Below are 20,390 nucleotides of genomic sequence, written 5' to 3'. Positions count from 1 at the left end.
TCACCGAGTAGAAATCATTCATTTAAATGAAGATAGTTATCGTATGAAGCATCGTTCTACCATATTTGGGGAACAAAGTGTTTCAAAATAACGAGCAAAAATTGTTTCATTCTACTTGACGGTCACATACCAACTATTAGAGACAAAGTAACATTAGCTATTGTCCACAGAATATTATCTAATGCGTTTATTGAAGATATAAATCTAGAAATAGTTCAATCTGTTATTTCAAAAGTAAAAACAACGTTGAATAACTCCAATTATAATTATTTTATAAAGATAGATATTGAAAAGTTTTATGATAATATCGATCACGATTTGTTGATTAGTAAAGTGAAAAGAAAAGTACGTAAAAAGGAATTAATAAATCTTATTAATAATGCAATTAAGACACCTACAATTACCTCAACAACTAGAAAACCATATAATAAAAACGAACGTGGTGTTCCTCAAGGTTTGTCTATATCAAATATTTTAGCTAATATTTATATGAATAAATTGGATAGAGACTTCAAAGATCAAAATGACTTTGCCTATTTTAGATATGTAGACGATGTACTTATAGTTTGTAATAAAGACGATAGAGAGAGGATAGACAAAAAACTAGAAAAGCATATTAAAAGTTTAAAGTTAAATTACAATGGTGAAAAAAAACAACTTGGATTGTTATCACAAGAGTTTTCATTTCTAGGATAAACCAGACTGGATTATTAAACTAAAAGGAAAACCAGAAGTAAGGGACGCAATAATAAATATTGAGATGGATATGGGAACGGAGCCTATCGAAACCCTAGCTCAAAAGTTATTTAAATACGCAATCCTCGCTGAAAAGAATCCAGAAGTTCTTCATATCATGGATATTGTTATTGTCGATAACAGCTTATCAAATCGTTCTAGTTTTAGTGATGGAATTGGCAGAACGAAAAATATACTACAACGATTTAAGTTAGACTCAGCAGTTATAAAGAGATTAAAAGAATCTGGATTAAAACTTATCGTTCACCCTTTAGGACTAAATGTAAATCAATTATATAAAACACTACGTAAATACTGATTATCACTTTTCACGCACAGTCATTCATTTGGAATGACTGATACATAAAACATTGGTAACCATTATTGGATACTATAAAGAAAGACTATCATATCAACACTTTCCCTTCAGTTACATCTCTCACCTTGCTATTCACTTTTACTATTAGTTACGATTAATAGTAACCATTATCCAGAGTAATACACTCATTTGATAATCGTTAACATCAAAATAGCCATTAACATATGAATGGTAACCATTAATAGAAGCCAAATCAAACATTGACTGGCACTGTATTTCACTAACTTTATTCCTCTATTACTCTGCATAGTATCTTTTATTGGTAACTAATAATAGTTACCATATATTATATTATCTTTAATAAACCACTGTATTAAATTCTAATGTTGCACATAAAAGTTATCCTTGTTAGAAGAATATTAAAGTTAGAATAATGTCTTTTTGATGAAATCACTTTATTTTTATATCACAAAAAAACAGTAAAGATTGTTTATATCCTTACTGTCTTTACGTATTCGTAGTAGTACGAGATCATTTAATTAATATCTTTAACATTCTCTCCGGATCAAACCCACTTATCCAATCTCCATTTATATTGGTTTGCGGAACCGTTAATCTTTTCGTTTTTCCTATCAAATTCATCCTTGCTATAGGATTTAAGTCTACAACTATCTCTTCATAAGTAATATCAAAAGAATCTAGAAAACTTTTTACCATTCCACAGACTGGGCAGAAGCTTGATGTATATACCGTGACAGTTTGATTCATTAGTTCATAACCTCTTTTATTAATTCAAAATCCCTATTGAATTTCACTTGATTACTTACTTTTATCAATACAGGCAATCAATCTTTCTTCAATGTCGGTTGCAATTTCCTGTAATTCTTCATCTTCTACCATTTGAATTAAAGCAGTTGGTTTTGGTAGCCCTATGTTAGTTTTCCCTTCATTATCCTCGTAAACAACGATTTTACATGGAAGGAAATATCCAATTAGCTGATTCGTTGACAACACACGCTGCGCTTCCATAGGATTACATACTTCTAAAACAGTAAATGGATGGTCTAGTTCATATCCTTTGTTTCGTAATGTTTCCTTAATATCAAACTGCCACTGAACACCAAACTTTTCTTCCTTTAAATTAACTTCCAATGACTTAATGGTATCTTCTATAGATTTGTTTGTCTCTATTGTGTAATGAAACATCTTTTGATTCACCCCTATCTACTTAGTTTTTATTCAATATTTCCATTCCAATTATTCATTCCACCAATCATATCTTCAACCTTGAAACCTAATGCCTCTAGTATTCCACAGGCAGCTTTACTTCGATTACCTGATTGACAAACAACCACATAGCTCTTTTCCTTGTCCAGTTCACCTTTTCGTAATGCAAGCTGACCTAAAGGAATGTTGTTGGCACTTGCGATTTTACCACTAGCTACTTCTCCATTTTCACGAACATCAATTATGAATACTTCTTCACTATTTTGAAGACGTTTAGCTACTTCTTCTGGTGATATTTGATTTGCCATCACTTGTCATCCTTTCTAATACCAAGCACTCATTCCACCTTTTACATTGTAAATATTTTCGAATCCTTGTTTTTTCAGCATATTTGCTGCTTTTGCACTTCTCATCCCGCTTTGACATATAACAACAACTTCTTTATCTTTTTCCAATTTGTCTACTTGGCTAGGCAAGTTGGAAAGTGGGATATTTTTAAACGGTTTGCGATGATTTGCTTTATATTCACCCGGTGTACGGACATCTATAAATTGAACACTTTTATCCTTAAATTTATCTTTTGCTTCTTGAACAGTTATATTCGTAATGCCCTTTTTGGGCATAAAACGATTGATCACAAAGAGTGCGATCAAAATAATAAAAATCCATTGTATAATATCCACTCTACCTTCACCTTCTCTTTTCTTAATTTTTATCTGATGTCATTTTACCTTCTGTTCTAATTGTTTCATTCGGTTACTTCCATTAGACTAGACTTAACCATATACCCAATGGGGTATGTTTTATTTAAAAAGAAAAAGGTTGTTAAATTTCCTTTTAGTAAGAAAATTTTTAGAACCCTTATCTACTTTTCACTAATAAATTTACTGCTTCTTTTACAAGTTCTTTCGTATCTTCATCATTTTCAATATTCTCTCGAACACATTGTTCTAAATTCATACTTACAATTAATCCAATTGTACGATCAATACCAGTACGAGATGCTGATAATTGAGTAATTACTTCCCTACAATCTTTATTTTGCTCAATCATATTTAATACGCCTCTAATTTGACCTTCAATACGTTTTAAACGATTTATAACAGATTTATCATACTCCATCTATTATTCCTCCTTTACATGCACAACCTATAATCTCGAAACTACTAACACTATATCCTTTTCTTAATAAAAATTTCACCCCTAGATTAATATCCATTCGATCACTCGCTACAACATGAAGTGACTGATCCGGAATCTCACTGTAGTGTCTTCTCAAATAAGCGTAAGGTATCTGCATTGCCACATTTTTTAACGTTCCTTTTTCGTTGTAATCTCTTAAATCTAATATAACGATATCCTTTTCGCCAATTCTATTCTTACAAGTTATTCCCATAATTGGGAAATACCTTCTATATAATTCGTAACATAATAAAACAAAAACTACACTTAGCAAATATATAATCATAATTGATCACCTTTTAATAAGGAATACATAAATAATAATATACCCAATAGGGTATATTGTCAAGATTTCAATATTATTTTCTATTAGTCGCTATTGATTTCTTTAACAAAACTTATACACATCTTGAGATTAGAAAACAAATGGAGGATACACCAAATAATGTACCTCCGTTTCATACTGTTAAATAATATTCTTCAGATTTTAAGTCTACTTAAAATTATATTCAGTTACTATTCTTTCTCTACCAGTAACTAAATCATTAAAATATTCATAAAGGTTTACACCCAAATAGGAACCAGAAATGTTGTATACATTCTCATATCCTAAATTTTGTAATGCCATTACCATATTATAACTTCTTTGACCTGAACGACAGTGAATGTATACAGGCTGACCTTTTGGAATTTCATCAAGTCTCTGTCTAAACTCACTTAAAGGAATATTAACTGCGTTTTTAAAATGACCTGCATTATATTCACCTTTTTCTCGTGCATCAATAATAAAAGCATTACTTTCTACTAGTTCTCGAACTTGGGAAACTTTGACTTCTTTGTATCTGCCTTGTAGTAGGTTTAGCCCTACTAAAGCGGCATGATTAACGACATCTTTAGCTGTTCCTAGCATTGGGGAGTAGGTCAATTCTAGGTCTTTCAAATCTTCCAACGTTCCATTCATTGTAATCATGGTTGCAATAACATCAATTCGTTTATCTACATTTCCTTTACCAATTGCCTGCGCACCTAAAATTTGACCTGTTGGATATTCATAAACCAATTTAAAATGCATCGGATTGCTGTCTGGCATGAGTCCCACTTTATCTCCCGGCATTAAGTAAACATAATCGTACATCATTCCTGCTTGCTCAGCTGTTCTTGCATTAAGTCCAGTAGATGCTGCATTTAGATCAAAGAGATGGATGGATGATGATCCTATTACACCGATATTTCTATTTGGAATTCCATACATATGATCTGCAGCCGCTCTGGCTTGTTTTTGGGCTGGCCCAGCTAGTGCTAGTCTTGTTTGTTTTTGTAACAAACGATGATACACTTCAATGGCATCCCCAACTGCATAAATATCTCTATCACTTGTTAAGTAATTGGAGTCGACCTTAATAGCTCCTGTTTCTCCAATCTCAAGACCTGCCTCCTTAGCCAAGTTGGTTTCAGGTCTTACACCAATCGCTAATACCACTGCCTGCGCATCAATTTTCCTACCGGAGTTTGTTGTAATATATCCATCAGAAATTTTAGCTAACCCATCATCTAGAATAAGTTCAACTCCGTGATCCACCATTTCTTTATGAAGGATTTGAGCCATATCGTAATCAAATGGTGCCATTACTTGATTTGCAAACTCAACTAATGTTACATTATAGTTCGCAAGTTTAAGATTTTCTGCAACCTCTACTCCAATAAAGCCACCACCGATGACCGCGATATCCTTCATACCTTTTTGCTTGATATATGAATTGATATTCTCAATATCGACTACGTTTCGTACTGTAAAAACATTAGAATTGTCTATGCCTTCTAAATTTGGTCGAATAGGTGAAGCACCGGGAGAAAGCACCAATTTATCATAGCCCTCTTCGTATGTTTTATCTGAGATCAAATCTTTTACAGTGATTGTTTTCTTATCCCGATTAATTTGAATAACTTCCTGTTGTACCCTAGCTTCAATATTGTAGCGACTCTTAAAGATTTCGGGAGACATTAAAACAAGCTTTTCGCTATCTTCTACAATACCGCTTAAATGATAAGGTAACGAACAGTTCGAAAAGGATACGTGAGGACCTTTTTCAAACATAATAATCTCTGCACTTTCATCTAATCTTCTGACTCGTGCAGCGACAGAAGCTCCACCAGCAACTCCACCAACAATCAGTACTTTCTTTCCCATATTTAAGCCTCCTATTCTATTTCACCAACCCACGCTAACATTCCGCCAGTCATATTCGTAACATTATATCCTTGATTGATTAAAAATTCACATGCTCTTGAACTTCTTCCACCAGAACGACAAACCATGTAATAATGTTTATTTTTATCTATTTTGTCTAAAGAATTTGGGATGTCCCCCAAAGGAATATGTTTAGCTTCAGGAATTTTCCCCTCTGCAACTTCAACGTCTTCCCGGACATCAATAATATGGACGTTTTCTCCATTTTTTATTTTCTCATGTAACTCTACTGCTGATATACTTTTCATCAGTCTGCATCTCCTTTATTATTGTCTATTTTCGTATCTAGAAGGTTTAAAATATTATTTAAGTCAAAATATCTATCCAAATTTTAATAGCAGTACCCACAATCAAAAGTGCTAATATCACTTGTAAAATTCGGGTATTCATTCTCTTTCCTACTTTTGCTCCAAGTGGTGCCGCTAATAAACTTGCTACAATCATAATAGCAGCTGGCCAATAATCTACTTGTCCAGTAGCAATTTTACCAACACTTCCCCCGATAGAAGAAATGAACGTTACTGCTAAACTTGTTGCAATCGTCATTCGTGTTGGAATGTGCAAAACCGTAAGCATGATTGGTACAAGTAAAAAACCTCCTGCCGCACCGACTATACCAGATGCTATTCCCACAATTAATGCTAATATTGCCGCTAGCGGCTTGTTGAAGGTAACTTCATTTAATGGTACATCGTCCATTTTTTTCTTTGGTACAAACATCATTACAGCTGCAATCACAGCTAGAATACCATACACAACATTTACTGCTTGCTCGGATAAGAAACTCGATCCATAACTACCCATTAAACTTCCTATTAGGATAGCTCCACCCATATAAATGATGAGCTGCTTGTTTAGGTATCCACCTTTTCGATATGCCCATACACCTGCAATGGAAGCAAACAGTACTTGTACTGCACTTATTCCAGAAACCTCATGGGCTGTAAATGCTACTAGACCAAATAAAGGGGGAATATAAAGTAGCATTGGGTATTTAATAATGGAACCCCCAACACCTAACATACCGGATAAAAAGGAACCAATAAACCCAATTGCAAACACAACGATGATAAAAGTTAAATCCATTACTAAACCTTCTTTCTTATTTAGAAAAGCGAGTAGTTCACGCTACTCGCTATTTGGTTTTCTTTATCCTTTTTGAATATAGAAGTACAGAACATCCTCTTCTGTTTTTTGTTCTAATACGGTATGGCCACCTGATTTAGCCCATGCTGGGATATCATTTAAAGCACCCTTATCTGTTAAAAGTACTTCAAGTACTTCACCAGAGTTAATCGTATCCATTGCTTTTTTAGTTTTTACAATTGGCATAGGACATGCTAAGCCTTTTGCATCTAATGTTTTTGTAATGTTCATTTAATTTACCCCCATTTTTTTCTATTGATTAATTAGCGAACTGCACAACGGTTTGGACCGATTTCCATTTCTGTTTGTTCGTCATTATTAGGTGTGATTTTCCCCATATTTACCTGACGAATTTGTTCATACGCATTTGGCTGTGGTGGTAGGTTATCTGTAACAGTACGACGGAATTCCACTTCATCCTCGATGTTTAATCCATGATTCTCTTTAAACAAATCACCTAATCTTCTAGCCACTGTACCATCTTCATTTAACTCATCAATAATCATGAAATGTGCAGGTAACACCACTAGGTCTTCAGCTAGTTCACGATAACGGGAATATAATGTTTCTCGTAAGTCACCTACCCAATCTTCCGCAAGTCCTGCTAAATCGGGACGACCAATGGAGTCGATAAATAAAATATCACCTGTTAACAAGAACTGATTGTCGATAACAAATGAAGTAGAACCAATGGTATGACCCGGTGAATAAAGTGCATTTACATCAATTTGAGATGCACCAATTTTTACATTTAATCCTTCTGTAAGTGGCGTGTAATCAAACACTACCTCTGTCGCATCTTTTGGTGGTAGATAGTAAGTTGCTCCTGTATTTGCTGCAATATGACGTCCACCTGAAATATGATCTGCGTGTAGGTGTGTATCAAATACGTGCTTGATTTCTACTCCTTTTTCTTTCGCAAAGTTTGTGAATACATCCGTGAAACGCACTGCATCAATAATAGCTGCTTCGCCTTCAGAAATTACCATATAAGATAAACAACCTTTTCCTAAACGAACAAATTGGTATAGCTCCCCACCATTTTCTAAATCGGAAACTTTAATTGGTTCTAGATAACTACTCCAAGATTTCATTCCACCTTCAAGATATGCAACTTCACGACCAGCTTCAGAAAGCATTTCTGCTACCATAACGGAAGATCCTTCCTTAGCACATACTACTAATACTTCCTTATCTGTTGGAAGTTTAGGCAAAATCTCTTCTACACCATCTAATAATTCGAAGTAAGGGATATTTAAATACTCGAATTTATGTCCTTCAATTTTCCAATCCTCAAATGCATCATGATTACGAACATCTAAAATAAATAATTCTTCGTTATCAATTACTTTTCGAGCAACTTCTGCTGCAGTCCATTTATTTACTGTCATTATTTAATTACCCCCCTAGGTATATTTTAAATTATTTTTTAGCAGTGGAGAATTTCTCCACTGCATAAAGATTGATCATCTAATTAGAAAGTTAATGTTGGTGATGCATCTTTTGCATATTCTAGGAATGTTACTGCTCCACCAACTTCTATACCATCAACGAAATCTTCTTTCGTAAGTCCCATAACATCCATTGTCATTTGACATGCTATAAATTTAACACCTAGTTCCTGTGCCATCCCAACTAGTTGTGGGATAGTAGGAACATTTGCCTTTTCAAACCCTTCAGCAAAATGTTCCTTTCCTGCTGGCATTTCTAAAGCGTGCATTGCTTGTTTATGAATTAAGTTTAGTCCTTCAAAAGTGAAGAAGATTTGTACCTCTTTTTCTGAAGCTGCTGCTGCTGTTGCGATATTGAATACTTTGTATGCATCAAACATTCCACCGTTTGCTGCGATAATAGCTACTTTTTCTGACATAATAAATTCCTCCTAGATTTCTTTTGTTATTTTTCCGTTCCACTCATTCATACCCGGTAGAACGTTATAAACTTTTTTATAACCATTTTTTGCTAATAGTTGTGCTGCCAAATCAGAACGTTTCCCTGTACGGCAGATTACATAGATTTCTTTTTCTTTATCCAATTCTTCAAGGCGTGATTCTAATTCACCCATTGGAATGGACTTTGCACCTTGAATATGACCAAATGCATATTCTGCTGCTTCACGCACATCTAAAATTAAACCGTCACCTGATTCAATTTCATCAAGTGAAACAGTGTGTTCAAATGTTTTTTCCACTTCTGGTTCATTAGAGCCTTTGCGAATGTAATGATAAAGAACATCGCCTTCTTCCAATGTTCCTAGATATTGGTGTCCAACAGTGCTTGCCCATGCTGTTAAATCGGCTTTAGATCCTTTGTCTGTAGCTTGAACTTCCAATACTTGACCATCTTCAAGATCCGTAATTGCTTTTTTAGTTTTCACAATTGGCATTGGACAAGCTAAGCCTTTTGCATCTAATTGGTGATTTGCTTGAATCATACATTTACCCCCCACGGTATTGTTTTTAACAAAAAAATTTACGATTTGGTATTTATTATACCTCTATGGGTATAATATTTAGCAATAAATTAGTCGTTATTGATAACGACGTTTGCAGTATACCTTTTATAGATCTCCATTGATTTAGCTTGTTGAAAATCAATTACAAGACCAATAATATACCCCCTAGGGTAAAATGTCAACCATTTGATTTCTATTTTTTTGGATGGTTCTAGAATGAGACAGGTTTTGATTGTTTAGATTTAGATTAATCTTCCCACGCTCATTAATATGGTAGAACCTTTCCAACACCTTCCTTTTACCAACAATGCTCACCCGACCTACTTTTCTCTAACTTCTATTGTTTCAACAACTTCAATAGCACTATTAACAGACTGAATCATGGCACAGTTTTTGATTGCAAGGTCAAGCGATTTTTGGACTTTTGAAATACTTAAATTCTTACCAAAAACAATGAAATGTAACACTATTTTTGTAACTTTATTCGCTTCTTCCTCATTACGTTCGATTTCTACCTCCATTTTAATTGTATCAAAAGCAATACGTTTCTTTTCCATTACCTTCTTTAATAATCCCCCACTACACCCCACAAGTGACGAAACGAGTAGCTGTACTGGTCGAAAGCCAAGTTCCGAATTACTCGAAATATCAAGTTTACCATATTCAAATTCTGCTTCTAACGCTCCTGAGTCCTTAAAATTAAACTTCATTTTATTCGCCTCTCTTATTTTTTAATAATGCCCTCATGAGATAGCTAAAAGTCAATACTTATCCTTTAGGCAGACTAAACCAAAAGGTATGCACATTCTCTTCTGAAATAACACCTATCTTTCCTCGGTGATGTTCAATAATCTCTTTTGAAATAGCAAGCCCTAAACCAGAACCGCCATATTCTCGTGATCTCGAATGGTCAACACGATAAAACCGTTCAAAAATTCGTTCCTGCTCATCAATCGAAAGAGATTTTCCGGGTCCAGCTATACTAAGCCTATACTCTGATTGAGAATCTATTCCCTTGATTGTTATTGACCCACTACCCTCATAGTAGCGAATGGCATTATCAAGTAAATTACTAATGACTTGTGAGATTGCACCACTATTTAGTTTAATAATACTCGGTGCAACGTCTACTTGCATGTTAATGTCTTCCTGTTCTATTGCCCAGCGAAACATTTCTATCGATTGTTCCACTATCTTTTCAATTTGAACAAGTGATTTTTCTGAAAAACTCTGGGTTGATACGTGATCCCATTCTTTCAGTTGTTCCATCTGCTCTACCAAATGAATAAGCCGCTTTGATTCATTGAATAAAGATTGGTATAGCTTTTCGTCTCCTTGAATCACTCCACTTTGTAATGCACGGAGATACCCTTTTAAGTTGGATAGAGGAGTACGAAACTCATGGGATAAATCAGAAACTAGTTTTTGTCGATGAAGTTCATTATCCTCAAGCTGTTTAATTAAATCATTAAAATGACTAATTAATTCGCCTATTTCACCATCTGATTTAGCTTGAATAGGATTAGGATATTCACCCTGTTTCATCCTTTTAGTAGAGGAAATTAGTTCTTTTAATGGATGAATCAACTTTTTGGTTAAATAGAAATGAATAAGACTACCAATAATAATGGTAGAAATACTGAATATCCACAAGTATTGAAATAATGTCGTCTCGAATTGAGCTTGTTTTTGATTACTCATTGAAGTTAATCCATCCGCAAGAACACATGCAGTATTATAAATTGCCCAACTACTTAAACCTACAAATGCAGCAATCACTAATATGTTAATAAACGTTAATCGAAAAAGAAATTGTTTGGGAACAAGCACCTTTCTTATTTTATTCCGTAACAAATTTATACCCCATTCCTCGGACCGTAATAATTCGTTTAGGTACAGCTGGATTTTCTTCGATTTTTTTCCTTAGTTTCTTTATATGTGCATCTATTGTCCGGTCTAGTATTAATTTGTCCGCATAAGGATATAGTTGATTCAAAAGGCTTTCTCTAGAGATAACCGTATTCGGATTCTCCATAAAATAATATAAAAGATTGAACTCATGCTTCGTTAGTTTTACTTCTTGATCCAAAAGTAAAACTTCCCCTTTTCGAGGTTTAATACATAATCCATCATAAGTAATCTTCTGGCAAAATTGCCCTGTTCGCCGTAGTACAGCTTCAATATGAGCTAGAAGTTCCTCTGGTTCAAATGGTTTCACTATATAATCATCTGCCCCAATCTTTAACCCATTAATTTTATCCTCTATACGTGATTTAGCAGATAGCATAATGATCGATACTTCATTTCTCTCTTGTTCCCGAACCCATGTACAAAATTCTTCTCCACTAAGTTTAGGGAGCATTAGATCTAGTATGATAAGACAAGGATGTTTCGATAGAAATACTTCCTTTGCTTCCTCTCCATCTACAGCCTCCACAACATCATAGCCTGATTTTTTCAAATAAATGCTGATTAAATCACGTATCATTTTATCGTCTTCAACAACTAATATGGTTTGTTTCATTCTCTCACCTCTTTGCCCATCATATGTAATTTACTCCATCTTCTCAAATTCCTGCACCATCAAATCGTAATTCATTGCACCATATGCCTTGTAACTAATCAATCCGTTGGAATCAACCATATAAGTAGTTGGAATTGGTTGGATTGCATAGAGATTTGCTACGTCTAAATTGGAATCCATTAAAACTGGAAAAGTTAGTTTATATTCGTCAGCAAAGTTCTCTATATCTTCTACACTAGATTCCGAATTGGTTAGATTAACTGCTAAAATAACAATATCCTTATCTTGATGGAACTTTTCCATATCAGGCATTTCTGCTCGACATGGTGGACACCATGTTGCCCAAAAATTAATCATTACACGGTGTCCACGAAAGTCCGATAATTTTACACTGTCCCCACTTAACGTATCTAGTTGAAAATCTGGTGCCTTGTTCCCAACTTCCAAACCAATAACAGGCTTCTGATTTTCTTCTACTCCTTCATCTGTAGCTTCAGCCTCTACTTCTTGTAGCTCCTCTACATTTTCAAAATGGACCGCAGACTTTTTGTTTGAGTCGAGGAAATCATAGACTGCCCAGCCTACCATACCTATCACTACAACTAAAAGAATCCATTTTTTCATCACAAACACCTCCTAAGTTTACCCTAATCTTGATAACCAAGTATCTTGTACTAAATCTAGTAAGAATCCTGAAATACGTGGCATTAATCCGAAGAATAGAACGAATCCCATCAAAATCATCATGATGGCACCTATCTTCATTATGATGTTGCTATGCCGTACTATCCATTTCGTTTTCCCAATAAAGAATGTTAAGACCAGAAATGGTAATGCAAATCCAAATAGATACATAATCGTATAAAACATTCCTTGACCGGGATTACTAGTAGCTAAGAGTAGAATGGAACCGAAAATTGGTCCGATGCAAGGTGTCCATCCAGCAGCAAACCCAAGCCCAATAAAGAATGTCCCAACATATCCAGCTGGTTTTTTCGTATAATGAAACCGCCGTTCCTTCATTAGAGACGGTATTTGGATCCAACCCGCTATAAATAACCCCATTATAATAATAAAAACTCCTGCTATCCGCTGAATGAGTAGTCCAGAATCACCAACCAAGAGTTTTTGCGCCCATTGTCCTAAAAACGAAGCACTGGCACCTAAACTAAGGAATACTAGGGAAACTGCTAAAAGGAAGAAGAACGAATGAGCGAATAACTGGCGAACTATTTTTCTATTCTTATTACCTTGTAATTCCTTTACACTAATGCCCGTTATATACGACATATAGGCTGGGAAAATTGGCAAAACACATGGCGATAAAAATGATAAAGCACCAGCTCCTATTGCTAATAGCATTCCTACCAGTAGCATCGTATCAGTCTCAATAATACCCATTATGTAGCCCCCCTTCTTATTTTATAAGTTAAAATACCGACGCTCATTACTAAAAACAATCCAACAAACCATGGTGCCATGATATAACCAAAGACCGTCACAAAAGGCTGAACAAATCCTAAAATAAGCATACCAATCGACCAAACTATAACAATGACCGTCAACATCTTCAAAGTAGTAAAACGCTCCCGTAACAAAAAGAATATAGCGATTAAAATGGATAATAAAATTAAATATCCCAATGCATAGAAATTATCCACTACAACGAATTGAATAAACTCATATACAAACGAACTAATAAGAAATAGATGGACAAAAGAATCCAATAAGGGAATTACTTGCATGTTTTTTTGTTTCGATTTATATAGAAGCATTAATGCTATTGATACAATAGCAAAATAAAATGATTTTGAGTCACTCGGATAAGCCAAAATGGATAAAGGATCCGATATAAAAGTGGAAAGGTTTATTAAGATTTTCCCAATCCAAATAAAGATTACAAAATTGAATAATTGCGATATTATTTCCTCTACCTGTAATTTCTTTTGCTCTCTAGTTAAGTCACTTAACAGATAGAAGGATAGAAAGCCTACTGCGAAACTTAGAGCAATTATACCAATTGCTGTTAACTTACTTGCTATAGCCATCGTATTTCCTCACTTTCAAACTCCGTCTAATGTACCTTACCCTTCCAATGTGAAAATTTGATGAAAGTTACATTTAACATTTCATAAAAATAAAAAAAGGAGTTTTGTCAAAATGACAAACCACATTTAATACTAGACTATCCCTACATATTTTTACTTTGCGGAAGAAGTTTTGATTCTCCCGTACGTTCCCATTCTTCTACAGTCTCATATGCTCTTTTAGGAGAATAGCCTTTTCCAACGAGAACTCCCATGAGAATAAACTCTTGAAGGATATGTGTAGCATTTATTCCTCTCTTAACGTCTTCTAATCCTTCTTTCACTAAAAACTCTGTATACTGTACCCATTCATCTGGAGTTCTACCGAAATAAGTTGGATTGGCCGAATTACCGCCTTCTTCCGCAGCCATTGCATCTGCTTTCGTTTGGTGAATCGTTCCAAATGGATGTTCTGGAGGTGCATAAATGGTATATAACTTTAATGGCTTATTTCCAGTGTTTGTTAAATTATGCCATTTACCAGCAGGAACCATGATAGCATAATCTTCAGAAACCCTTCTTTCATAGTTCAAATTATTTTCGGTGTCACCCATTTGAACAAGCCCCTGACCTTCTTCAATACGTAGAAATTGATCTACATCTGGATGGACTTCCAAACCAATGTCTTCTCCAACACCAATACTCATCAATGTAACCTGCAAATGATTTCCGGTCCATATTGCCGTGCGAAAGTTGCGATTCCTTTCCGCAGCTTCCTCTATATTTATTACGAATGGCTGTTTCCCTTTATCTTTAAATGCCATATTTTTTGCTCTATCTTCTATTTGCGTTGGTTGATACATGCTCCCCATATTTGTTTCTTGTGGGTAACCCCAATATATAGGCTGTTGGCGAACATGGTGCATTGGAACACTTACATAATAATTTGGATACATATACGGTGAATAATACATCTTCTCACTCCTCCATTATTGTCATATGTATCCTATGTATCATTCTCAATAAATGTACTTTAGTATATCAAGAAGTCTATCTTCAATCTTCTTCATAAACTGAATAACTAAAATCGATGAAATCCTCCAGTTTTACACTGTTAGGCTGATTCGTCCCCCAACCATACCGCTGATAATCCTTGCCTCCATCTAAAAATATAGACCCACATTTACATCGTTTAAAATCATGACTATGTATTGATTCAATAATATCGTCACACTTTTTACAACGAACCTTGTTCACTAATACCCTTCTCATTAGATAAAATTCCTTTCTAACTACTATGTGCGTGCGTTCAACTGGTCTTGTAATTAACAATAATTATCAAAAAAAGAAGTTCCCCTTTTGGATACTTCTTTTTAATTAATACTTTACAAAGTATTTTATATAATGATCATGCTTTTTTATCCATCTTTTGTATGTGTCCATATTAGATAAAGTTAAACTAAATCGCTGGGCAGTGTTACGAGTTCGGATCTCATCCCAATTCCCCGTTATACATTCGAAAACTTCATCCATTCGAATACTTTTGCGATTACTTGTAGAAGCAACATAGTAACAAGCAAAGAGGAATGTCAAATCTGCTAAGGGCATTGTTCCTCTTCTTATTTCCACCATGATACTTTGGGGTACTGCATAATATCCATATTGTTTAATCAACATAGCCGGAACTTCTTTACCATCATCAATCATGTAACGAATAATGTATTCACCACGATTAATGCTTACTTCCCTATCTTCAAATAAAGCTTTTGGTATTTCTGATAAACTTGTGCTTTTAACCATTACTGTCTTGATATCCCCTTAGTCTAATTTAATAGTTATACGATTTGCCTTATTATAAACTGATTCAGCTCTTCTAGAAGATTCCTGCTTTTCCTTTTCAATTAGTTCCAACTCAACATCATATGCTACACCTTTATTTTCTAATGTAACTCCAAACGTTTGACAGATATAACCTTTTGCACCCAAGAGAGCCATGATCTCATTAGTAAGTTCAGGCGTAAATCCTTCATGGGCTTCATCTGTCATAGTTTTTTCATCGCTAGTTTTTACAGCTGCTACAATATCTATAACCAATTTTCCTTTGAAGAGATTCATTGAAGACATAATTCGCAACAACTCCTTTATCTTTTAGGTATTAATAATGTATCAACAAAAAATGAAAGTGCATCTTTAAACGCCACACGGTAGGTCAACTTACTTTTCTGGAATACCTGTTGAAAAATATCTGATTTAAGATCTTCAATAAGATTATTCTTTGCCTCTTCATCAAGATCTTTAATGCTTGACGATAGCTTCTGTTCCAAATCCTTATAAATCCCTTCCATAAACATCTCATATTCTTCACTAGTAATGATATCCTCCAAACGACTTTCAATCAGTTGATTAACCAATCTTGGGAAACCATCAATCATCTAAAATCACCCTTTTATTCATATTATGAATATATTTATATTATGAATATATTTATATTATGAATATAACATGATATCTATTGATTGTAAAACTAGAAAATAATACGATAAAGGAAATAGAATGAGAAGGGAAATTAAAATGGACGATTTACAGGCTGGTAAGTTGATACGTAGGTTAAGAAGAGAAAGTAAATTAACAATGGTTGATTTTGCAAAACAAATCGGTCTTTCTCAACCTTCTTTATCACGAATAGAAAGCGGCAATCAAGAGATCACCTTCTCCTTATTAGAAAAAATATGTAAGGCACTTAATATATCGATGGGTGATTTTCTGTATGCACTTGAAGGGGAAAGCAAACTACAAAATATCGAATTAAGTGAAGAAGATGATGCAAATACAGAAGAAGAACTTGATGCTAAATTAAATAAAATGATTTCGTCGTTATCTCTTGAACAGAAGAAAGGGCTATATACGCTGTTGCTGCCATATGTAAAAGACTAGAGGGAACATATCTTTGTATAAGTTGTTGTAGATGATCTACACTTTTATTTAGTCTATTGGGTTTATCTTGTTGCTTAAACATGATCTGTTGACATATAATAAATATGTCTATTAATACTACTAGATTGATTAACGCTACGATGAATATTTCTGGTGTTAGTGCAATTTGTAGGTCTAGAAAACGGAGGTGTCATAAGAGGCATTTCCGTTTTCTTTATTCAATTATAAATTCCATTTACTTTTATCTGTACTGGATTACTCCAATTCATTTTGTCATCAATTTAGCCATTATACCTTCTTCTACCTATTGCAGTTCCTAAACCTTCCGTGTCAAGACAATAGGTTAAAGTTTATTTATAGTCCCTTTCCTGACTATCTACCATCCTTTGCAGGAATTCTTCCCATTTATCATCCTCCAAGTAGAAAAAGTCCAAATAAGAAGATTTTACTTCTTCCCCATTTTCTATCAACATTCTTTGACCATATCCTTCGTTTTGCGATGAATACATATGCTGCAGGTTAGAAATAATTTGGTTAAATCGCATTTCAGATTGCTGCTCCCAAATTCTTTGTAACAGTGACATAATTCTATTTATCCGTTCCTTCTCTCGCATTATTCCACCCTTGCTTTCTCCTGAATCCATTCTTTGGATTGTACCATCGTAAAACTCCTTTACCTTACCCATCTTCGTGTTATATACAATAGCAGTCTTATGTACTTTCGCATCGATCCTTGCACGTTCACCCGTCATCTTCGCCCAGTCATCCACCCATCCAAATTTCCTCTCACTATCTGTCATAAAATCACTTTATCCTTTCCTATCTAGCACTTATACTTCGTTCAACCACACTAAATGAAATTAGTAATAGCAAGTGTAACTATCTCGTTCCAATACAAATTGACTTGATGATTTCCAATTGAGGAGGTTACGAATTAATGTGAATTTCAAGAGTAGATAATTACTTTTTACCACGTTTTAATAATACATTCAAACCGCTATAGCAAGATGAGTAATTTTCATGCCCTCAAAATGACGATTTATGAACACTATCTGACCTGTTATGACTACGAATCGACCTGTTGCAGAAAAGGTATATAAATTTTTCAAGGTAATCGTTATAATAGCGTTAACAAGTAAAGCAAGGGCCAAGGCCAATAAAGTGCAATGGAGAAATTCATTTATTGAGGAGGGACACAATTGGGAGCATTCTACATTCTCGGTATTGTAAATAAATTCGAAGCAAAATTTACTAACTCACTTGATCAAGTCCATTGGGAACAATACATAAATGAGAGAATCGACCTAGAGCAGTATACTACAACTCTGACTGACTTTACTGCAAAGGGCGAATTAAAAGAAGGAGTCTTTAAAGATAATATCGAGGACTTTTATAAGAAGCTTGTCGAGATCACTGAAGACGATAACATAGCCACTTATTTCGAGGACTCTAAAACAGACATAGATAATTATCAAAGTCGACATACAGTGATGACTTTTCAGTATCCTGATACACGGATAACCATATCTGCTGAAATTGCCGTACTATTCATTGAAGGAAAAGTATTTGTTGAGGAATTTAGCTTTGAACCGAAGATAATTAATTGGTTATTCCGTCATATTGATATTTCAAATCCGCTTGCAGGCTGTGTTATGAGTGATGTGCTTAGTTAATAGTTTTAATAACTAAAAGCATTTATAAGACTAATCAAGGTAGGGTGAACTACATGGATTTCTTTAAACTTTCTTATCTCATTAATGCAATGGCAATCAGCCTTAATGCTGCAGCAACATATACAGTCATAGTAAATATTTTCTTTAACCAACCTATATATCCCGGTTTGATTGTAAGTCTAGTCATTGGATATGGGGTAATGATTAAATATAACTTTTTATTCCATGAAATATGGGATAATTGGTTTAGAAAAAATGAACGATAACAAAAGTATTTTCCGCGTGGTGATTCCTACCAGATTGTAAACGCAAATGGAGGAAGTCATATGAAATGTTACGTTGTTATTGGTTTTGACGCTAGAAATCATATTGTAACCAGTAAGGGATTTGAAGATCTAATGAAGCAAATGATTATTTTCATGATTTATATGCCGAGATGATTGGAAGAATCATAGGAAGGGAGAGTTGTAAATTGTATTATGCAGACATATTTGAGATGGATTACGTTCCTATAAAATAATAACAGATTTGAAAAAGGGGTTTTGCTTAATGGGTTTAATAGACCGTACTGGTTTTGAAATCCATCAAACAACTAAGGTTCGAATACGTAATTTTACTAGTAAAGGAATAGAAGTGTATACATATTCCAAAGATGGTAGCTTGGGTTTTATTTCGTATTGTAATTTGCTATCCGAAACAGATAGTTTATATGAAGGAAAATCATTTTATGTCCATTATCTTGGGTACAAGGAATCCCATCTCATTTTTACAGAAGAAGGGACATTGCTCTTTCCAGATTTAGTGTAAATGCGTGTATTGCGTAATGTATGAGCCAGTAAATACGGAGTCGAGGGCCGTTAAAAGTATAAGCAGCTATTAGGAAACGCAGAAGCCTTCAATAGCTGCTTTTTATCAATCAATAATTTCAAGAACCGAGCGAACAAGTTCATTATAGAATCATCGATATTTTCAGATATTCATGACATAGAGTAACTCCCCAACAATAGATAGTCACTTATACATTTGTTCTCTATTTAATAACATTTCTTTGTCTTCTTCTCCTAATATATCATCTTGGTATTTATTTGAATCCTCAATCCACTTTGCTTTGTTCATAGCCCACACATATTCATCTGTTGTTTCATCTAATTCAGCAGAAATGTATTCCTTGATTAGTTTCGAATAAAAATAGTTTACCGAGTTATTCAACAAATCCTGAGTTCTTTTATATTCCCTTTCTCTCCGCTCCCTGAGTAATGCCCTCTCTTGTTCTTCTTTTAGTTTTATCTCTTCTGCAATGATATGATCCCTTTCTTTTTCATCAATGATTTCTGGTAGTGAAAATATATATAAGAATACTCTTCTTAATAAATCTTCAATTGTTGTAGTCTTAGTTTGTTTTATTAATTTTTCGTATCTACCCCATTTATACCAATAAACTTTGTAACTGTCAACAACGTTTTGAAATTCCCTCTTTTCAACGGTTCTAAATTCCCATTTATCATCGCTAAACTTATACAGGTGTGACACCGGCTTTTTGCTTCTCTCGAAGCCGATAAGAATTCCCTTTTACATTAAAAGTGATCGCATGGTGGAGAAGGCGATCCAATATGGCTGTGGCTAATACTTCATCCCTAAAGATCTTGCCCCACTCAACAAATGACTTATTAGAGGTAATGATAAGAGCTCCTCTTTGATCATATCTTTTAGATATGACCTGGAATAACACATTGGCACTAAGTTCATCAAAGGGGAAGTAACCCAATTCATCAATAACTAGTATATGAGGTCGCCTCCAACGTTTAATGACTCGATTAAGAAGACCAGCCTTTTCTGCTTTTTTACACTCTGTAATAAAATCATCTGTCCTCATAAAAGCTGCGGAATATCCCTTAATTATAGCTTCCATTGTAAAAGCTA

At 34.4% G+C, this 20,390-nt stretch carries 33 protein-coding genes and 1 pseudogene; 7 read left to right on the top strand and 27 right to left on the bottom strand.

Features of this window, described 5'->3' with window-relative positions:
- The 3 genes and pseudogenes from PZE06_RS23035 to PZE06_RS23025 form a co-directional block, all read left to right on the top strand.
- A pseudogene (locus tag PZE06_RS23035) lies at positions 1-91 on the top strand (ATP-binding protein); the annotation flags it as partial.
- The gene (locus tag PZE06_RS23030) at positions 64-696 is read left to right on the top strand and encodes a reverse transcriptase domain-containing protein (protein ID WP_309145454.1); all 633 of its coding nucleotides are present in this window, start codon (positions 64-66) and stop codon (positions 694-696) included. The pseudogene PZE06_RS23035 and the gene PZE06_RS23030, both read left to right, overlap by 28 nt.
- A gap of 70 nt (positions 697-766) precedes the next feature.
- Entirely contained in the window at positions 767-1,054 is a 288-nt protein-coding gene (locus tag PZE06_RS23025; RefSeq protein ID WP_191963564.1) for a hypothetical protein, read from the top strand.
- Positions 1,055-1,585: 531 nt separating this feature from the next.
- Here PZE06_RS23025 and PZE06_RS23020 read toward each other — a convergent pair.
- The 24 genes from PZE06_RS23020 to PZE06_RS22905 all read right to left on the bottom strand — a co-directional run bounded on the left by PZE06_RS23020 (position 1,586) and on the right by PZE06_RS22905 (position 16,295).
- A complete protein-coding gene (locus tag PZE06_RS23020; protein ID WP_151025982.1) occupies positions 1,586-1,822 on the bottom strand; it encodes a glutaredoxin family protein in 237 nt (78 codons plus the stop codon).
- Positions 1,823-1,873: 51 nt separating this feature from the next.
- Positions 1,874-2,260, bottom strand: coding sequence for a DUF302 domain-containing protein (locus PZE06_RS23015; RefSeq protein ID WP_151025983.1), 387 nt, complete (start codon positions 2,258-2,260; stop codon positions 1,874-1,876).
- A 29-nt stretch (positions 2,261-2,289) separates the two neighbouring features.
- The gene (locus tag PZE06_RS23010; RefSeq protein ID WP_151025984.1) at positions 2,290-2,589 is read right to left on the bottom strand and encodes a rhodanese-like domain-containing protein; all 300 of its coding nucleotides are present in this window, start codon (positions 2,587-2,589) and stop codon (positions 2,290-2,292) included.
- A 15-nt stretch (positions 2,590-2,604) separates the two neighbouring features.
- Entirely contained in the window at positions 2,605-2,964 is a 360-nt protein-coding gene (locus tag PZE06_RS23005) for a rhodanese-like domain-containing protein (protein ID WP_151025985.1), read from the bottom strand.
- Positions 2,965-3,142: 178 nt separating this feature from the next.
- Positions 3,143-3,403 (bottom strand): metal-sensitive transcriptional regulator, encoded by a 261-nt coding sequence (locus PZE06_RS23000; RefSeq protein ID WP_010648789.1) that lies wholly within the window; start codon positions 3,401-3,403, stop codon positions 3,143-3,145.
- A complete protein-coding gene (locus PZE06_RS22995; RefSeq protein ID WP_151025986.1) occupies positions 3,393-3,749 on the bottom strand; it encodes a sulfurtransferase in 357 nt (118 codons plus the stop codon). Before PZE06_RS22995 ends, PZE06_RS23000 begins: the two co-directional genes overlap by 11 nt.
- A 207-nt stretch (positions 3,750-3,956) precedes the next feature.
- Complete coding sequence (locus PZE06_RS22990; RefSeq protein WP_151025987.1) at positions 3,957-5,651, bottom strand: FAD-dependent oxidoreductase; 1,695 nt, start codon at positions 5,649-5,651, stop codon at positions 3,957-3,959.
- A gap of 11 nt (positions 5,652-5,662) precedes the next feature.
- Positions 5,663-5,959 carry a rhodanese-like domain-containing protein gene (locus PZE06_RS22985; protein WP_010648794.1) on the bottom strand — a complete coding sequence of 99 codons (297 nt, stop codon included), beginning with the start codon at positions 5,957-5,959 and terminating at the stop codon, positions 5,663-5,665.
- A 58-nt stretch (positions 5,960-6,017) separates the two neighbouring features.
- Positions 6,018-6,797, bottom strand: a complete 780-nt coding sequence (locus PZE06_RS22980; protein WP_151025988.1) for a sulfite exporter TauE/SafE family protein — start codon at positions 6,795-6,797, stop codon at positions 6,018-6,020.
- 63 nt (positions 6,798-6,860) lie between these two features.
- Positions 6,861-7,088 (bottom strand): sulfurtransferase TusA family protein, encoded by a 228-nt coding sequence (locus PZE06_RS22975; protein WP_151025989.1) that lies wholly within the window; start codon positions 7,086-7,088, stop codon positions 6,861-6,863.
- A 32-nt stretch (positions 7,089-7,120) separates the two neighbouring features.
- Positions 7,121-8,248: an MBL fold metallo-hydrolase gene (locus PZE06_RS22970; protein WP_151025990.1), complete on the bottom strand. Its 1,128-nt coding sequence runs from the start codon at positions 8,246-8,248 to the stop codon at positions 7,121-7,123.
- Between the two features lie 83 nt (positions 8,249-8,331).
- Positions 8,332-8,727, bottom strand: coding sequence for a DsrE/DsrF/DrsH-like family protein (locus tag PZE06_RS22965; RefSeq protein WP_060669093.1), 396 nt, complete (start codon positions 8,725-8,727; stop codon positions 8,332-8,334).
- A gap of 12 nt (positions 8,728-8,739) precedes the next feature.
- On the bottom strand, positions 8,740-9,291 hold the full coding sequence (locus PZE06_RS22960; RefSeq protein WP_151025991.1) for a sulfurtransferase TusA family protein: 552 nt from the start codon (positions 9,289-9,291) through the stop codon (positions 8,740-8,742).
- A gap of 341 nt (positions 9,292-9,632) precedes the next feature.
- On the bottom strand, positions 9,633-10,022 hold the full coding sequence (locus PZE06_RS22955) for an OsmC family protein (protein WP_010648801.1): 390 nt from the start codon (positions 10,020-10,022) through the stop codon (positions 9,633-9,635).
- A gap of 58 nt (positions 10,023-10,080) precedes the next feature.
- Positions 10,081-11,166: a sensor histidine kinase gene (locus tag PZE06_RS22950; RefSeq protein ID WP_010648802.1), complete on the bottom strand. Its 1,086-nt coding sequence runs from the start codon at positions 11,164-11,166 to the stop codon at positions 10,081-10,083.
- Positions 11,153-11,836: a response regulator transcription factor gene (locus PZE06_RS22945; protein WP_060669092.1), complete on the bottom strand. Its 684-nt coding sequence runs from the start codon at positions 11,834-11,836 to the stop codon at positions 11,153-11,155. Before PZE06_RS22945 ends, PZE06_RS22950 begins: the two co-directional genes overlap by 14 nt.
- A 30-nt stretch (positions 11,837-11,866) precedes the next feature.
- Positions 11,867-12,460, bottom strand: coding sequence for a peroxiredoxin family protein (locus tag PZE06_RS22940; RefSeq protein WP_060669091.1), 594 nt, complete (start codon positions 12,458-12,460; stop codon positions 11,867-11,869).
- 18 nt (positions 12,461-12,478) lie between these two features.
- Positions 12,479-13,237 carry a cytochrome c biogenesis CcdA family protein gene (locus PZE06_RS22935; protein WP_151025992.1) on the bottom strand — a complete coding sequence of 253 codons (759 nt, stop codon included), beginning with the start codon at positions 13,235-13,237 and terminating at the stop codon, positions 12,479-12,481.
- Positions 13,237-13,884, bottom strand: a complete 648-nt coding sequence (locus tag PZE06_RS22930) for a hypothetical protein (protein WP_145524155.1) — start codon at positions 13,882-13,884, stop codon at positions 13,237-13,239. Before PZE06_RS22930 ends, PZE06_RS22935 begins: the two co-directional genes overlap by 1 nt.
- Positions 13,885-14,027: 143 nt before the next feature.
- On the bottom strand, positions 14,028-14,837 hold the full coding sequence (locus tag PZE06_RS22925; protein WP_151025993.1) for a cupin domain-containing protein: 810 nt from the start codon (positions 14,835-14,837) through the stop codon (positions 14,028-14,030).
- Between the two features lie 82 nt (positions 14,838-14,919).
- Positions 14,920-15,135 carry a DUF7695 domain-containing protein gene (locus PZE06_RS22920; protein WP_060669334.1) on the bottom strand — a complete coding sequence of 72 codons (216 nt, stop codon included), beginning with the start codon at positions 15,133-15,135 and terminating at the stop codon, positions 14,920-14,922.
- Between the two features lie 105 nt (positions 15,136-15,240).
- Entirely contained in the window at positions 15,241-15,663 is a 423-nt protein-coding gene (locus PZE06_RS22915; protein WP_151025994.1) for a hypothetical protein, read from the bottom strand.
- An 18-nt stretch (positions 15,664-15,681) separates the two neighbouring features.
- Positions 15,682-15,987 carry a hypothetical protein gene (locus PZE06_RS22910; protein ID WP_010648811.1) on the bottom strand — a complete coding sequence of 102 codons (306 nt, stop codon included), beginning with the start codon at positions 15,985-15,987 and terminating at the stop codon, positions 15,682-15,684.
- A 17-nt stretch (positions 15,988-16,004) separates the two neighbouring features.
- On the bottom strand, positions 16,005-16,295 hold the full coding sequence (locus tag PZE06_RS22905; RefSeq protein ID WP_151025995.1) for a hypothetical protein: 291 nt from the start codon (positions 16,293-16,295) through the stop codon (positions 16,005-16,007).
- 139 nt (positions 16,296-16,434) lie between these two features.
- On the opposite strand from PZE06_RS22905, the gene PZE06_RS22900 reads away from it, so the two are divergent.
- Entirely contained in the window at positions 16,435-16,797 is a 363-nt protein-coding gene (locus PZE06_RS22900) for a helix-turn-helix domain-containing protein (protein ID WP_151025996.1), read from the top strand.
- Positions 16,798-17,147: 350 nt separating this feature from the next.
- On the opposite strand, the gene PZE06_RS22895 is transcribed toward PZE06_RS22900, so the two are convergent.
- A complete protein-coding gene (locus PZE06_RS22895) occupies positions 17,148-17,597 on the bottom strand; it encodes a hypothetical protein (RefSeq protein ID WP_151025997.1) in 450 nt (149 codons plus the stop codon).
- 399 nt (positions 17,598-17,996) lie between these two features.
- Between PZE06_RS22895 and PZE06_RS22890 the strand changes: the two genes are divergently transcribed.
- The 3 genes from PZE06_RS22890 (at position 17,997) to PZE06_RS22880 (ending at position 19,277) form a co-directional block, all read left to right on the top strand.
- Positions 17,997-18,470, top strand: coding sequence for a hypothetical protein (locus PZE06_RS22890; protein WP_151025998.1), 474 nt, complete (start codon positions 17,997-17,999; stop codon positions 18,468-18,470).
- Positions 18,471-18,523: 53 nt separating this feature from the next.
- A complete protein-coding gene (locus PZE06_RS22885; RefSeq protein WP_151025999.1) occupies positions 18,524-18,736 on the top strand; it encodes a hypothetical protein in 213 nt (70 codons plus the stop codon).
- 283 nt (positions 18,737-19,019) lie between these two features.
- Positions 19,020-19,277: a hypothetical protein gene (locus PZE06_RS22880; protein ID WP_151026000.1), complete on the top strand. Its 258-nt coding sequence runs from the start codon at positions 19,020-19,022 to the stop codon at positions 19,275-19,277.
- Between the two features lie 204 nt (positions 19,278-19,481).
- Here PZE06_RS22880 and PZE06_RS22875 read toward each other — a convergent pair whose 3' ends face one another.
- The gene (locus PZE06_RS22875) at positions 19,482-20,000 is read right to left on the bottom strand and encodes a hypothetical protein (RefSeq protein WP_191963565.1); all 519 of its coding nucleotides are present in this window, start codon (positions 19,998-20,000) and stop codon (positions 19,482-19,484) included.
- Positions 19,984-20,390, bottom strand: a 407-nt coding sequence (locus PZE06_RS22870) for an ATP-binding protein (protein WP_275792058.1), incomplete at its 5' end; no start/stop codon positions are given. The genes PZE06_RS22875 and PZE06_RS22870, both read right to left, overlap by 17 nt.

It is taken from the genome of Robertmurraya sp. DFI.2.37 (assembly GCF_029211245.1).
GTDB classification, from domain to species: domain Bacteria; phylum Bacillota; class Bacilli; order Bacillales; family Cytobacillaceae; genus Robertmurraya; species Robertmurraya methanolica_A.
Note: the sequence above shows the minus strand (reverse complement) of the source record. Positions and strands in the feature narration are given on the sequence as shown.